This window comes from Streptomyces sp. E-08 (assembly GCF_049913095.1).
Lineage (GTDB): Bacteria > Actinomycetota > Actinomycetes > Streptomycetales > Streptomycetaceae > Streptomyces.
In genome coordinates, this window is record NZ_CP183971.1 from 3,082,329 (window position 1) to 3,095,665 (window position 13,337).

The window sequence follows — 13,337 nt, forward strand, 5'->3', positions numbered from 1 at the left end:
GGAGCGACCACAGCTTGGCTGCGTGCTCCCCGATCGGACTGTGACACAGGCGCAGTGGGGCTGAACGGAGCGTCTCCCTCGACGCTGATGTTGATCACGGGCGAAGGGGCGTTGCCCTTGGGCATTACGGCGGCGACTCACGTGCTTCTCCGCGCGGATCGACGATGACCTGCCGTCACGACGGGCAGTCAACTCGGCAGTTCAGCCGATACATTGACGGCACCGGATGAGGTGTGCTCGACGGGGAGGACGGCCCTGGTGGTGGAGAAGATCATCGGTGGCGTGGCCATCGCTCTGCTGACCCTGACAGGCCAGACCCTGCGGCAGAACAGACGGGACCTTCGGACCGCCGCCCCGGGACGTAGCGAAGGGCCACGAAGCGGCGAAGTCCCGGCCCGAGCTGTTCGGCTTTGAACCCGAGGGCCGTACTCGTGCCGAGATGGACACCTCGGCGAACTGAGCCGTCGTGGCGGCCCGCGCCGTGGCCCGCAGGCCCCTCGGCCACGGGTCGCCTGCCGACGCCGCTCTGATCACCCCTGGCCGCAAGGGGTTGTCGCGATCTTCAGAAAGGAAGGACGATGGGTGCTTCGCCGGTCTCGCCGGAGGAGTTCAACGAGGCGTACCGCTACGTCGCCAAGGCCTTGCAGGACATCGCCGGGGACGACGGTCGGCTGACGGGCGACCTGGCAAAGGCGCGCGGCAACCTGGCCACGGCCGAGGAGGAACTCGCGACTGGGAACTTCGCGGGACCCACCTTCAAGATCGCCAATGCGGCGGTGCTGGCCGCGGAGAGGCACTACACGGAGGCGGACCCCCGACGGGCCCGCACGCTGTTCGAACTGGCCATCCGCTTATACGGATCACGCCCGGAGAGGTACCAGCTGTCGATCGACAACTCCCGTCGGCAGCTCGCGCAACTCGACCCCGTCGACCCGGACGAGGACGTCGACCCGACCGTCGCCGACACCGAGGCCAATCCGCAGAGTCCCACAGGGCAGAACCCCTCCTTCCACCAAGCCGCCGAGGACCTGCTCGACGGCTGGCGGTCCGACCAGGCACGGCAGGAGTCCTTCACAAAGCTGTTCGACGGTTTCGAGGAGCGGCTCTTGAAGGGAATCCCCCAGTGCGCGCCTGACGCCGCCGAGCTCCTGACACCCCTCATCGAAGCCGACCTGCTGACGCTGAGGAAACACCTGGAGGACGTCCAGGTCCCGGTGGGCGACTACCGGGCCCTGGACAGGGGCGCGACGACCGTCCGGAAGGCGGCGCGCTCGGCGATGGCGAGCTATGACGTCGGCGGCACCGCGCCCGAGGCGGAGCGGATCCGGAAGCGGTTCCTGGAGGGTGCCCTGCTGAACTTCTGCCTTCGCGATCACCGCAGGTCCAACAACTTCCAGGTCGTGGCCGACATCGTCGGTTACCTCCACACCTTCCAGGCCGAGCACCGGCACAACAACGATCAGCGCGAGCGGCTGCTCGCCGCCGCGGAAGCGACCGCGCTGGTCGCCGTCAGCGACCTGCAGGCCGTCGACCTTGAGCTGCGGCTGCCCGAAGTGTGCGGCTGGCTGCGGCATGCCGTGGGGATCCAGCTGCTCATCGGCGGCCCCAAACCCGTGGATCCCGAGTACGGCAATCAGGACGAACGGGTGAGAGGCACGCCCGACGAGGACTGGGCCACGCATCTCCTCGATCAGTGGGCCGGCAGGCCTGAGCACCATCACAGCACCGCCTTCATGCTGCTGAGCCTCTCCGGATGGAAGGAGGACCAGCTGGACCGGCTGCTCACAGGGCTGTACCGCAGGACGAAGAAGAACGAGGAGCTGTCCGCACGCGAGAGGGACGTTCGCCTGTTCTGGCGCGAGAAGGCGGTCGACCTGTTGGACAAGGCCCGGGAGGTGAGCGTCGTCAAGAACGCCTGGGAAGCGGGTACCTCGTCAGGCACGGCGACTTCGATGTCCCTGACGGAACGGGACGACCACAAGCTGCAGCTGCCCGACCGGCTGCTCCAAGGCGTCGCCGCCGAACTGGCACCCCGGCACGGCGGCCTCATGGTGCAGGGAGCCCTGTTCGCCGGCCGCCCGGTACCGACGTTCCTGGCACGCAACGTGTTCGGCCCCGTCGGTGTGCTGAAGATGGACGAGGAGAACAAGGTCCAGCGGGAGAAACGCAACTTCGACGAGTTCGGCGAACAGCTCCAGCCGTTCTACCGGTCGAGCAAGTGCACGGTCTCGTCCACCTCGATCGTCAACCGCAGCACCGGCAGCCGCTACCAGGCGATCCTCACCTCCTACGTCTTCCGTGAGGACGACGAGCCGAGCACCTTCCGCGACTGGCTCACGCGGCAGGAGCCCGTGACCGACGAAGCGCTCCGCGCCGTGGTCAAGAAGCTCTTCGTCAAGGCGCTCGGTCCCTGGCTGAGCAATGCCAGCCGGGCCGTGGGCGACCTGCGGGGCGAGTATCCGGCCCTGCGGCCGGCCGGCTTCGAGCGGGCCGGGTACCGCCCTGGAAAGGACGCCGCTTCGGAGCTCGCGAAGTTCGCCTCACCGGAAGCGGGCACCATCTTCAGCGTCCCGGACGGCCTGACCTTCCGGCCCCGGACTCTGGAGGAGCTGCTGGGGGACCATGTCGACGTCGGCGGCCTGAAGGTGACAGACGGAAAGCGGACCAACCCGCTCTGGCTGGTGGCGCAGATCGCCGAGGTCGCGACGCCGGCCCCGGAATCCGCCCGGCTCATCGACTGGCTGCTGTACGACCGCGAGCACGGGCTGACGACCCGCTATCTCACCTGCGTCTCGCACGGCGATCTGCATTGCGAGAATATCCTCGCCAGCGGTCCGGACGCCGCGGACCCCCACCTCTACGTGATCGACTTCGAGACCACGCACCGCGGTCACATCGCCAAGGATTTCGCCCGCCTCGAAGCGGCATTGTGGTCGCGGACGTTCGCGTGGGGGCCGGAACAGGTGACCCAGATCCGCACGTGGTTCGCCGAATCGCTGCACACGGACGCGCTCTGGAGCCCGGTCCTGTCGGAGAACGTGGACGACGCCCAGGTCCGCCGGATCCTGACCTGTGTCATCAAGCTGCGGAGCATCCTCAAGGGCTGCGAGCAGTCGAACTGGGCCTTCACCGATCTCGAATACCAGTGGGCCCTGCTCGCCTCTCTGCTCCCCTTCGCCCGCTACCGCGATCAGGAGGACTTGGTGAACCGACGGCTGCCGTTCTTCCTGGCCGCCGATGTCGCCGACGCTCTGGTCGCCAGGGCCACGGAGGCGACTCAGGGGGCGGCGGCCAAGACAGCGACGGAGGGCACGGAGACCTAGGAGGGGACGGAGGATGTGGAGGCCGAGGGCGTGTCAGGCCCCGCGAGCCCGGCGTGATCCGGACGAAAGGCCCCAGCTGTCCGCCGGGACGGTGGCCAGGCGCGCCGCCACCGCGGTCAGCCACATCAGGCCGAGGCCCGCGCCCGCGGTGAAGGCGAGGACGGAGGTGGCCGAGGCCGTGAAGCCGGCGAGGACGGCCACGGGGACGAGGCGGGAGGCGACGGCCCAGCCGCGGTGGCCCCGGGCGGCGAGCGGCCGGGCCAGGACGACGAACGCGGCGCACAGGGAGAGGTAGCCGACCATCCCCGCCAGCATGTGCGCGAAGCCGTGCCCGCTCATCACGGCCGCGTCGGGCGCACCGGCGGGGAAGCCCGCTCCCGCGTCCGCCGGGAAGGCGGCGGCGGCCCAGAACGAGGCGCCGAAGACCCCGACCAGGGCCGGGCCCCAGGTGCCGCCCGCGCCGCCGCCCAGCACGCGCCGCAGCCCGGCCGCACCCGCGAGCAACAGGGCCCCCGCGATCAGGAAGTTCACGGTCTGCGTCCAGCCCGCCTCGCCGAGGGCGAGCTGGCTGAGGGCGTGACGGCCGAAGTCGAAGCCGTCGCGGGTCAGCCCCTGGACGACGCCCGCCCCGAGGAACAACGGGCCCGCGACGACCGCGCCGGCCGTCAGGCCCCGACCGGCCGACCGCGAAGGGGGCGAGGTGGGGACGGCGGGGGAACCGGCGCTGAGCGTCTGGGTCATGTCGGGCCTTCCTCGTTCGGATCCTGTCGCACGTACGACCGGTGACGAGCGCGGAACTCATCGACGGGGTGAAGGTGACCTGCGCCACGCGGCCGGGCCCCCGCCGCCCCTCTTCTTTGCGTTCACCTTCATTCATTGCAATGGATTGCGCTCTCCGTGTTGCGTTAGCCTCAGGGTCGTTGCAATGAAATCCTAGCCTTCACCTGCATAGATTGAGATTCTGCGCAACGCTCATGTTGCCACTCTTGTGAATGCAACGTAGCTTTTCCTTCATCGGAAACGACGAGTCCAAGGAGAAGCACCATGCAGAAGTTCGCCACCACCGCCCCCGTCTCCGCCGTCCTCGACGTCCCCGCCGGGCGCATCCGGTTCATCGCCGCCGACCGGGCCGACACCATCGTCGAGGTCCTGCCCGCCGACCCCTCCAAGAGCCGCGACGTGAAGGCGGCCCAGCAGACCGGGGTCTCCTTCGGGGACGGTGTGCTGCGGATCGAGGCCCCCGCGGCCAAGAACCAGTACTTCGGTCAGTCCGGGGCCGTCGAGGTCACCGTCCAGCTGCCCGCCGGGTCCCGCGTCGAGGCGAAGGCCGCCGCCGCGGAGCTCCGTGGGGTCGGGCGACTCGGCGACGTCACCTTCGAGAGCGCGCAGGCCACCGTCAAGCTCGACGAGGCGGCGAGCGCCCGTCTCACCCTCCAGGCCGGTGACATCACGGTCGGGCGGCTCGGCGGCGACGCCGAGATCAGGACGCGCAAGGGCGACCTCCGGATCGGCGAGGCCCTGCGCGGCACGGTCGTGCTCCGCACCGAGGCCGGCGAGATCAACGTCGGCGCCGCCCGTGGCGTGTCCGCGTCCCTCGACGCCGGCACCGCCTACGGCCGGGTCAGCAACTCCCTCCGGAACACCGAGGGTGCCGGCGCCGGACTCAGCATCCGCGCCACCACCTCGTACGGTGACATCAACGCCCGCAGCCTCTGAGCCCGCGATCCGGCTCGCGGAGCACGGTCGCGGCCGTCCGTGGGTAAGGACGTCGTGTGGTGTTCTTCGGAGGGGCGTCCGTGAGTGTCGTCCACGCGTGCGTACGGGACGGTCGCGGGGGCAGCCCCACGGCCGTGACGGACGACGGGCCGTACGGCGAGGAGGAGCGGCGGCGGGTGCCCGGGGTCGCGGGGACCTCGCACGCCGTCTTCGTCTCGCGGGGTCCCGAACAGGACGGGCTTCCCGTGTTCTCCCTCCGGTTCTTCACCTCCGAGGGGGAGTTGCCCTCCTGCGGACACGGGACGCTCGCCGCCCTCGGGTACCTCGCCGCGCGGGCGGGCGCCGGCACGCACCGGGTGACCCTCCGGGTCGCGGGCCGCACCTTCCCCGGCCGGGCGGTACGGAAGGGGCCGTGCGCCGAGGTCGGCTTCGCGTACGGGCCCGTGGAGCTGCGCGAGCCGGACCCGGAAGAGTCCGCGCTCGTCCTGCCCACGCTCGGCATCCACCCGCACGCGCTCGGGACGGGGCTTCGGGTCGCCTCCGTCGGGCGGCCCCGGCTGCTGGTTCCGGTGACCTCGCCGGCCGTACTCGCCGCCCTCGCCCCCGACATGGAACGGCTCCGCGCCGCGTGTGACCGCCTCGGGCTCCTGGGCTGTTACGTGTACGCGGCGCCGTCGCCGTCGGGGCGGGTCGCCGCCCGGATGTTCGCCCCGTCGATCGGCGTCCCCGAGGACGTCGCCAACGCCAACAGCACGGCCTGTCTCGCCGCCCACCTCGGCGAGCGGGGCATCGACCGCGTCTCCGTCGACATGGGGGACTCCCTCGGCAGTCCCTCCACCCTCAGGGCCTGGTCGTCCGGTCCGGTGGTGCGGCTGGGCGGTGACGTCCTGGTCACGCGCCCGCCCCTGCTCCCGTAGACCCGTCCGTCTCCCTCGCCCAGCGGCCGCTCCAGGCCTCCAACGGGGCGAGCGCCTCGACGAGTTCCGCCCCGAGGGGGGTGAGCCGGTACTCCTCGTCGGCGCGGGTGAGCAGCAGGGCTGCCGTGAGCTCGTCCAGGCGCGTGCTGAGCACGCTGGAGGACATGTGCGCGCAGCGGCGCTGGAGTTCGCGGAATCCGGCCGGGGCCAGGCTCAGTTCCCACAGGACGCGCAGGGCCCACCGGCGTCCGAGCAGGTCGAGTGCGGCCATGACCGGTCGGCCGGATTCCGATCCCCGTACGGGCCGTCCGGGCCGTGGTGCCGCTCCGTCGTCCATGGGTCGCCTCCCTCTCCCTGCCCTTGCGCTTCGTTTTCAGAAGCATCATAGTGGCGCTTCTGAAAACGAAGCAGGAGGTACAGCAGATGCCGCGCATCGAACCGCTCGTCCCCCCGTACGACCCCGAGGTCGACCGGGCCCTGCGCCGCTGGATGCCTCCCGGCGTCCCCCACGAACCGCTCCGGCTCTTCCGGGTCCTGCACCGCAGTCCCGACCTGGCGTCGCGCATGTTCGCCCTGGGGGCCGGGCTCCTCGGCCACGGGCTCCTGCCCGCCGCCGACCGCGAGCTCGTCATCGCCCGGGTGACCGCGCGCGCCGGCTGCGCCTACGAGTGGGGCGTGCACGCCGCGACCCTCGCCCCGCGGGCCGGGCTCGGCCCCGACCAGCTCCGCGCCACCACGGACACCGACCCCGCGTCGACCGGCTCGCTCACCGGGCGCCAGACCGCCCTCCTGGCCGCCGTCGACGAACTGCACGACACCGCCCGCCTCTCGGAACCCGCCTGGGACGCCCTGCGCGCCCACTACGAGGACGAGCAGCTCCTCGAACTCCTCGTCCTGGCCGGCTGGTACCGGACCATCAGCTACCTCGCCAACGGTCTCCTCGTGGAGGAGGAGGCCTGGGCGGCGCCCTTTCCCACGAGGTGACCCCGGGACTCACCCCACCGCGTGCAGGGCCCGCAGCAGGTGTCGCAGGGCAGGGCCCGGCGGGCCCGGCCGCACGGCCAGCGAGGTGGTGACGGTGAGGCCCGTGAGCGGACGCACCGCGACCCTGGGGATCCCCGGCAGTCCGCGCACCTCGTAGAAGAGGGTCCACGAGGGCTCCCGGTCCGTACCGATCGCGGTCAGCGTCGCCTGGAGGTCCGTGAACGGCGGGCCCGCCGCCGGCCGGACCCCCGCGGCCCGGAACGCGCCCGCGACCAAGGCATGGAAGGGCGGGTTCCGATCCCGGGGGGGCGAGCCGCAGCGGGAGCCGCGCAAGCCGTTCCAGGCACGGCTCCGGCTCGGCCGCGAGCGGGTGGCCCTCGGGCAGGGCGGCGTACAGCGGATCGCTCCACAGCGGGAGCGCTTCGAGCCCGGGAGCGGCCCCCGGCTCGTCCGGCAGCGCCCGTACGAGGGCCGCGTCCAGCTCCCCGTCGCGCACCGCCTCCAGTCGGCGGGTGACGGGCAGCCGGTGCAGACGGACCCGCAACCGGGGTGCTCCGGCGGAGAGTGCGGCCAGGACCCGGTCGATCCGGTCCCCCGGGCCGTGGATGCCGCCCAGCCGCAGGATCCCGTCGTCCCCCGCCGCGGTGTCGGCGGCCACGCGCGCGGTGCGGTCGGCGGCCGCGAGCACGGCGCGCGCCTCGGGCAGCAGCCGCTCACCGGCACCGGAGAGGCGCACGCGCCGGGTGGTGCGCTCGAAGAGCTCCACGCCCCAGGCCCGTTCGAGCCGCCGGATCTGCTGGCTGACCGCTGACTGGACGATGCCGAGCCGCTCGGCGGCCCGGCCGAACCCGCCCTCCTCGGCCACCGCCACGAAGTACCGCAGCTGCCGCAGCTCCACCGCCGCCCCCTCCCCGCATTCATCACGAACGGTGATCTCTGCCGTCTGCAACCGCCTGTGGTGCGGCCCCTCTTCCCCGGATCGAATGGGGAGCGCAGGGAAGTCCGACACCCCGGAAGGGACCGTGAACGATGTCCGAGAACCAGAAGGCGCTGGTCGTGCAGCCCGAGGAGGCCGAGCGGATCGACCTCCCCCACGGCGGCGGGTTCCGTCTCCTCGCCGACGCCCGCCACACCGGCGGCGCCCTCGGGGCCAACCGGCTCCTGCTCGGCGAGGGCGCGGCCGGGGCGCGGCCGCACTTCCACGCGCTGTCGACCGAGCTGTTCTACGTACTGGACGGGGTCATGCGGTTCACCCTGGCCGGCGGGACGACGACCGTGGCCGCCGGCGGACTCGTCTCCGTACCGCCCGGAACGCCCCACTCCTTCGGCGCGGCCCCCGGCTCCGCCGCGGAGCTGCTCGTGGTCCTGGCCCCCGGGGTCGACCGCTTCGGGTACTTCCGGTCGCTCGGCCGCGTCCAGCACGGCCTGGAGTCCTTCGACGGCCTTCTCGCCGAACAGGACCGCTACGACGTGCACTTCCTGTGAGGCGACAGAGGGGCCAGGGGGTTGGGCACCGGGATCCACGCGTCGTGGTCCGCACCCCGCAGCCGCATGAGCGTGAGGGCCTTGACCCGGAGTTCCGGGGCGAAGAGGGCCACGCGGTCGGCCCGGTGCTCCGGCGTCGCGGGAAGGTCGTCGTACGCGCGGCGGGCCGCGGCGGCGACGACCTCCCAGAGCCGGTCCCCGGCGGTCCGGTCCCGGTCGGCGAGGGCGGAGACCAGGGTGCCGAAGGTGGTGCCGAAGAGGTGACCGAACAGCATGGTGCGGAGCACCGACGGGTCGTCGTCGATCACCCGGCCGCCGACGGGAGCGGCGTCGAAACCGTGCCGGGCGAGGCGGCCCGGACTCACCCGGACGTCGGCGAGGTCGCGGTAGACGAGCCGGCGGGGGCGGGCGTGCGCGTCGAGCACGACCAGGAGGTTCTGCCCGTGGGCGGCGGGCGCGACGCCCCGGCCGAGGAGGCGGAGCAGCGGCGGGACCGCGAGGCCGGCGAAGGCGGCGAGCCAGTCGGCGCCCGCGTCCGGGGCGCCGGCGGATGCCAGGAGCGCGCGGATCAGGGGCGGTCCGTCGTCGGCGGGGCGGGCCGCGAGCGCCGCCACCGGGAGGATCGTCTCCCCCTCGCGCAGGCCGGCGGCGGCGGCCGGCGACTCGCGGAGCAGCACGGCGAGGTCGGCGCTGGGCCCGCCGCGTACGAGCGCGGAGGCGCCGGCGAGGTTGCGGGTGATCCGGAACGTGCCGGCCAGGTCGGCCACGACGTGCGCCAGCAGGGCCGAGAGCGGCGCGCTGTTCTCGACGCCGCTCGGTGAGATGTCGCGGATCGCGCTGGTCATGCGCGTGGTCAGCGCCGTCTTCAGGTGCGGTCCCCCGTCGAGCGGGGCGAGGGTCCGTACGCTCATCAGCGGCCGGGCGGGGATCGCGCCGGTGACGTACGGGATGTGTCCGAGGCCCGTCAGGACGTGCTCGCTCTGCCAGGGGTGCACGGGCAGCAGCAGCCGGTCGCCGTCCCGCAGCCGCGCCGGCCACTCCCCCGCGACCAGGCACCGTCCGGCCGGGACCGCCACCAGGTCGAGGCGGACGACCGGGCGGTGCTCGGGCGCGTACGCGAGCTGCTCGGCGACGGAGAGGCCGGGGCGGCTGCGGCAGCAGGGGTGGTACGGGTGCCCGTCGACGATGCCCTGCTCGATGGACGCGAGGGGGTCGTCGGGCGCCGGACCCGGGCCGGGCGCCGCGCCCGTACCCGTACCCCCCGCCCCTGCCCCCGCCCCCGCCCCCCGCCCTGGACAGGGCCAGGGAGGACACGCCGTGGTCGAGTTCGGCGACGAGGGGGGTCGCGCCCGGCAGGTCCAGCGCGGCGAGGAGGGCGGCCGGGTGGTCGTGGGCGCGGCCGTCGAGCCGTACCGTCACGTCCTCGCCGGGGACCACCAGGTCGTACGGGAGCCGGGGCGGCCCGCTCAGGACCCGGCCGTCGGCGAGCTCCACCCGGCCGGTGTCCGCGTCCCGCGCGGCGACCCCGGGCAGCGGCTCGTGGAGCAGCGCACGCCACAGCCGGGCGAGGACCGCGGCCCTGGCCGGGGGCAGTTCCCGGCGGTAGGCGGCGAGGAGCCGGGGAGCCACGTCGGCGAGCTGGGCGGCGAAGCGGGCCTCGGTGGCGTCGGCGAGGACGGAGGCCGCCCCAGGGCCCGAGCCGGAGACCGCCCCAGGGCCCGATCCGGAGACGGAGACCGCCGCGGGGCCGGAGGCCGCCCCAGGCCCCGGAACCGAGGCCGGCTCGGGGGCGCGCGGGGTGGGGCGGGCGCTCGTATCGTGATCCGGAGCGGAGTGCATGAAGGTTCACTACCCTGCGCAGGATGTCCCTACCGGTGGACGACCCGCCGGGGCACCGGTGGAAGGCGCTGTCGTGAGTGAAGCCAGAGGCCGGGCCGACGCCCTGTCGGCCACCGCCCTCCTCAACTGCCTGATCCGGGAAGTGGCCGAGACCGCGCAGCACCCGGACGCCGACCACGCCGTCCACCGGCTCCCGGCGACCGGCCGGCTGCTGCGGGTGCGGGCCGGGCGCCGGCCCACCGAGCCCTGTGTCCGCACCGACGGCGGCTGGCTCCCGCTGACCTTCGACGCACTCGTGGCGCTGACCGCCGACGAGCTCACCCGCCGCACCGGCGTCGCCAACAGGACCGTCGTCGGCGAGATGGCCGCCAGCCGGGACGTCGTCGCGGCGCTCCAGGACGCGCGCGCGTCCGCGTGCCCGCCGGAGGACCCCTACCTGCGGTCGGAGCAGGCGCTGCTCGCCGGGCACCGGTACCACCCGGCGCCCAAGGCGCGCGGGGCGGGCGCGCCGGAGACCTGGCTGCCGTACGCGCCGGAGGCGTACGCCCGGTTCCCGCTGGAGCTCCTCGGGGTCCGGGCCGACGTCGTCGCGGAGGACGGCGACCTGTCCCTCCTCGACGCGCTCGTCTCCGGCGCCGCCCCCGACGGGTACGTGCCGCTGCCGATCCACCCCTGGGAGCTCGACCTGCTCCGCACGCACGAACTGCCCGCGTTCCGTGACGGGCGGCTGGTGCGGCTCGGCGCCGCCGCGCCGCGGGCGGGTCTCGCCGTGGCGACCTCGTCCGTCCGCACGGTGTACCTGCCGGACGCCGACGTCTTCTGCAAGTTCAGCCTGGACGTGCGCATCACCAACGGGAACCGCCGCCTGGAGCTGCGCGACCTGCTGTGGCTGAGGACGGTCGGCGACCTCCTCGCGCCCGCCTTCGACTCCCTGCCGGCGGCGTCGTTCCTCGCCGACCGGGGCTACCGCACCGCCGACCTCGGCGGGCAGCACGCCTACGAGGGCTTCGCGGTGATCGCGCGCGAGGGCCTGCGGCCTCACCTGCCGCCCGGGGTGACGCCGCTGCTCGCGGCGGGCATCGGCGAGGGCTTCCCGGGCAACCCGGTCGACGGGCTGACCCCGGAGAGGGCGCTCGACTGGTGGGGGCGCTACCTCGACGTCCTGGTGCCGCCGGTGCTGCACGCCTGGCGGGAGCACGGCCTGGTCCTGGAGTGCCATCTGCAGAACGTCCTCGTCGGGGTGGACGCCGACGGCCTCCCGGCGCGGGTGGTCTTCCGCGACCACGAGGGGGTACGGATCGTCGCCGAGCGGCACCGCGCGCTCCTGGAGCGGTACCGGTCGCGGGGACCCGCTCCGGTGGTCGACGCGGCGCACGGCTGGGAGCGGCTCGCTTACTGCCTGGTGACGAACAACCTGTCCGAGATCGCGGGGGGCCTCACCGACCGCCACCCGGAGCTCGCCGGTGAGCTGTGGCCCCGGGCGCGGGCGGTGTTCGCCCGGTACGTGGCGGAGCACGGCGGTCCGGCGGAGGTCACCGCGCTGCTCGGCTCGCCGCACGTGCCCGCGAAGACCAACCTGCTGCTGCGCTGGCTCGACGTGGACGGCGCCGACGCCCGCTACGTACCGATGGCCAATCCGCTGTGCGAGGCCCCGTAGGACCTCGCACCGCGGAAGGGGATCAGCGGACGGGTCGGTTCAGCCGCACCCGTACGAGGGTGGTCTCCACGTCGCTGTCGACGAGGCGGCCGTTCGTGTCGAAGGCGGCGGGGCCGTCGGTCATCCCGAAGTCGTTGTCGTTGAGCAGGACGAGGGTCGAGGAGCCCTCGACGGCGACGCCCTCGATCTTCCCGGGGACGCCCTTCACGGTGTTGAGGTCGATCACGAGTCGCTTGTCGAGCACCGTGACCTCGGCCGCCGCCGCGTCGTCGAGCTGCTCCAGGGTGGGTCCCTGGGCGGTGTCCCAGGCGGTGCCGAGGATGTCGGAGCCGCGGCGCAGGCGGACCTCGTAGAGGCGGGCGGCCTTGTCGGTGCGCTCCTGCACGAGGAGGCGGTCGCCGCCGACGGCGACGAGCGCGGAGAGCTTCAGCTCGGAGGTCTTGGTCTGGCCGGGCTCGACGGTGCCGACGGCGTCGAAGCGGTAGGCGTACTCGGCGGTGACCCGGTTCTTGCGGGGCGAGAAGCGCAGCAGCCGGGTGTTGCGGGAGTCCTCGCCGGACACCTTGTCGGGGTTGAGCAGCGGGCTCTGCAGGCCGAGGACGAGGTCGCCGTCGGGCAGCAGCGCGAGGCCCTCGAAGCCGCGGTTGATCTTGCGCTGGAGGAGGATCGACGGCAGCGACTCGACGACCGGGTAGTCGGCGCCGGTCAGGCCGAGGCCCCGGGGGACGTGGCGGGCGAGGACCCGGCCCCGGGCGGAGACGTGCACGAGCGAGGGCCCGTACTCGTCGACGAGCCAGAAGCTGCCGTCCCGGTCGCGGACGACGCCCTCGGTGTCCAGGCCGTTCGGGTCGTACGCGAGCGGGGTGGAGGCGTCGTACGAGTACGGGGCCTCGTCGCGGCCGGGCTGGTTCGGCAGGCCGGTCACGGGGGCGCCGGAGGCGGTGGTCAGCGGGATGGACTCCAGGACCTGGATCCGGTCGCCGACGGTGCGGATCTTCACGATGGCCGGGTCGAAGCCGGGCACGGGGAAGGTGCGCCGCTTGTCCTTGCCGACGGCTATCTGGCCGTTGGGGCCCCGGTCGGTGACGGTCCAGTACTCTCCGCGCCGCTCGGCCGGGTAGAGGTCGCTGCCGATGCCGCCGAGGTCGACGCCCCGGTCGTCGGCGACGCTGCCGGGCAGCAGGGCGTTGCTGAAGGCGGCGAGCGGGATGTCGGGCAGGGTCGAGGTGGAGACGACCCGGGCGGCGGGGCCGCCGTGGTGCGCCGGGGTGGCGTCGGCCGTGCCCACGACGACCGAACACGCGAGCGCGGCGGACAGCGGCAGGACGACGAGGGCGGGCCGGCGCAGGAGGCGCGGATTCATCTGAACTCCCTGGAGAACATGGAAAGTCGCCGGTGAGGGCGGCCTCATGGTCC

The 13,337-nt window shown here is 73.3% G+C and carries 11 protein-coding genes and 1 pseudogene; 6 read left to right on the top strand and 6 right to left on the bottom strand.

Annotated elements, in window-relative coordinates; genetic code table 11:
* Positions 1-578: 578 nt before the first annotated feature.
* A complete protein-coding gene (locus tag ACN9MM_RS14040) occupies positions 579-3,323 on the top strand; it encodes a phosphotransferase (protein ID WP_426363937.1) in 2,745 nt (914 codons plus the stop codon).
* Between the two features lie 33 nt (positions 3,324-3,356).
* Here the strand turns inward: ACN9MM_RS14040 and ACN9MM_RS14045 are convergent, their stop codons facing one another.
* Positions 3,357-4,064 carry a DUF998 domain-containing protein gene (locus ACN9MM_RS14045; protein WP_426363938.1) on the bottom strand — a complete coding sequence of 236 codons (708 nt, stop codon included), beginning with the start codon at positions 4,062-4,064 and terminating at the stop codon, positions 3,357-3,359.
* 303 nt (positions 4,065-4,367) lie between these two features.
* On the opposite strand from ACN9MM_RS14045, the gene ACN9MM_RS14050 reads away from it, so the two are divergent.
* Together ACN9MM_RS14050 and ACN9MM_RS14055 are read left to right on the top strand one after the other, a co-directional pair.
* Positions 4,368-5,039, top strand: a complete 672-nt coding sequence (locus ACN9MM_RS14050) for a DUF4097 family beta strand repeat-containing protein (protein ID WP_426363939.1) — start codon at positions 4,368-4,370, stop codon at positions 5,037-5,039.
* Between the two features lie 80 nt (positions 5,040-5,119).
* Positions 5,120-5,956 (top strand): PhzF family phenazine biosynthesis protein, encoded by an 837-nt coding sequence (locus ACN9MM_RS14055; RefSeq protein ID WP_426363940.1) that lies wholly within the window; start codon positions 5,120-5,122, stop codon positions 5,954-5,956.
* On the opposite strand, the gene ACN9MM_RS14060 is transcribed toward ACN9MM_RS14055, so the two are convergent.
* On the bottom strand, positions 5,931-6,227 hold the full coding sequence (locus ACN9MM_RS14060) for a winged helix-turn-helix transcriptional regulator (RefSeq protein WP_426368737.1): 297 nt from the start codon (positions 6,225-6,227) through the stop codon (positions 5,931-5,933). The genes ACN9MM_RS14055 and ACN9MM_RS14060 overlap by 26 nt on opposite strands.
* A 152-nt stretch (positions 6,228-6,379) precedes the next feature.
* Here ACN9MM_RS14060 and ACN9MM_RS14065 point away from each other — a divergent pair, with 152 nt between their 5' ends.
* Positions 6,380-6,940, top strand: coding sequence for a carboxymuconolactone decarboxylase family protein (locus ACN9MM_RS14065; protein WP_426363941.1), 561 nt, complete (start codon positions 6,380-6,382; stop codon positions 6,938-6,940).
* Between the two features lie 9 nt (positions 6,941-6,949).
* Here the strand turns inward: ACN9MM_RS14065 and ACN9MM_RS14070 are convergent, their stop codons facing one another.
* Both ACN9MM_RS14070 and ACN9MM_RS14075 read right to left on the bottom strand, forming a co-directional pair.
* Positions 6,950-7,216: a hypothetical protein gene (locus ACN9MM_RS14070; protein WP_426368965.1), complete on the bottom strand. Its 267-nt coding sequence runs from the start codon at positions 7,214-7,216 to the stop codon at positions 6,950-6,952.
* Between the two features lie 79 nt (positions 7,217-7,295).
* A pseudogene (locus ACN9MM_RS14075) lies at positions 7,296-7,949 on the bottom strand (LysR family transcriptional regulator); the annotation flags it as partial.
* Between the two features lie 20 nt (positions 7,950-7,969).
* Between ACN9MM_RS14075 and ACN9MM_RS14080 the strand changes: the two are divergent.
* Positions 7,970-8,425, top strand: coding sequence for a cupin domain-containing protein (locus tag ACN9MM_RS14080; RefSeq protein WP_426363942.1), 456 nt, complete (start codon positions 7,970-7,972; stop codon positions 8,423-8,425).
* Here the strand turns inward: ACN9MM_RS14080 and ACN9MM_RS14085 are convergent.
* The gene (locus tag ACN9MM_RS14085; protein ID WP_426368738.1) at positions 8,404-9,624 is read right to left on the bottom strand and encodes an IucA/IucC family protein; all 1,221 of its coding nucleotides are present in this window, start codon (positions 9,622-9,624) and stop codon (positions 8,404-8,406) included. The two genes, ACN9MM_RS14080 and ACN9MM_RS14085, sit on opposite strands and share 22 nt — an antisense overlap.
* A gap of 713 nt (positions 9,625-10,337) precedes the next feature.
* On the opposite strand from ACN9MM_RS14085, the gene ACN9MM_RS14090 reads away from it, so the two are divergent.
* Positions 10,338-11,921, top strand: coding sequence for an IucA/IucC family protein (locus tag ACN9MM_RS14090; RefSeq protein ID WP_426363943.1), 1,584 nt, complete (start codon positions 10,338-10,340; stop codon positions 11,919-11,921).
* Between the two features lie 22 nt (positions 11,922-11,943).
* Here the strand turns inward: ACN9MM_RS14090 and ACN9MM_RS14095 are convergent, their stop codons facing one another.
* Complete coding sequence (locus tag ACN9MM_RS14095; RefSeq protein WP_426363944.1) at positions 11,944-13,284, bottom strand: esterase-like activity of phytase family protein; 1,341 nt, start codon at positions 13,282-13,284, stop codon at positions 11,944-11,946.
* Positions 13,285-13,337 lie beyond the last annotated feature (53 nt).

Excerpts from the sequence above, each read along its gene's own strand:
- ACN9MM_RS14080 (WP_426363942.1), top strand. The coding sequence starts at position 7,970 with ATGTCCGAGAACCAGAAGGCGCTGGTCGTGCAGCCCGAGGAGGCCGAG.
- ACN9MM_RS14065 (WP_426363941.1), top strand. The coding sequence starts at position 6,380 with ATGCCGCGCATCGAACCGCTCGTCCCCCCGTACGACCCCGAGGTCGAC.
- ACN9MM_RS14050 (WP_426363939.1), top strand. The coding sequence starts at position 4,368 with ATGCAGAAGTTCGCCACCACCGCCCCCGTCTCCGCCGTCCTCGACGTC.
- ACN9MM_RS14095 (WP_426363944.1), bottom strand. The coding sequence starts at position 13,284 with ATGAATCCGCGCCTCCTGCGCCGGCCCGCCCTCGTCGTCCTGCCGCTG.
- ACN9MM_RS14040 (WP_426363937.1), top strand. The coding sequence starts at position 579 with ATGGGTGCTTCGCCGGTCTCGCCGGAGGAGTTCAACGAGGCGTACCGC.
- ACN9MM_RS14060 (WP_426368737.1), bottom strand. The coding sequence starts at position 6,227 with ATGGCCGCACTCGACCTGCTCGGACGCCGGTGGGCCCTGCGCGTCCTG.
- ACN9MM_RS14045 (WP_426363938.1), bottom strand. The coding sequence starts at position 4,064 with ATGACCCAGACGCTCAGCGCCGGTTCCCCCGCCGTCCCCACCTCGCCC.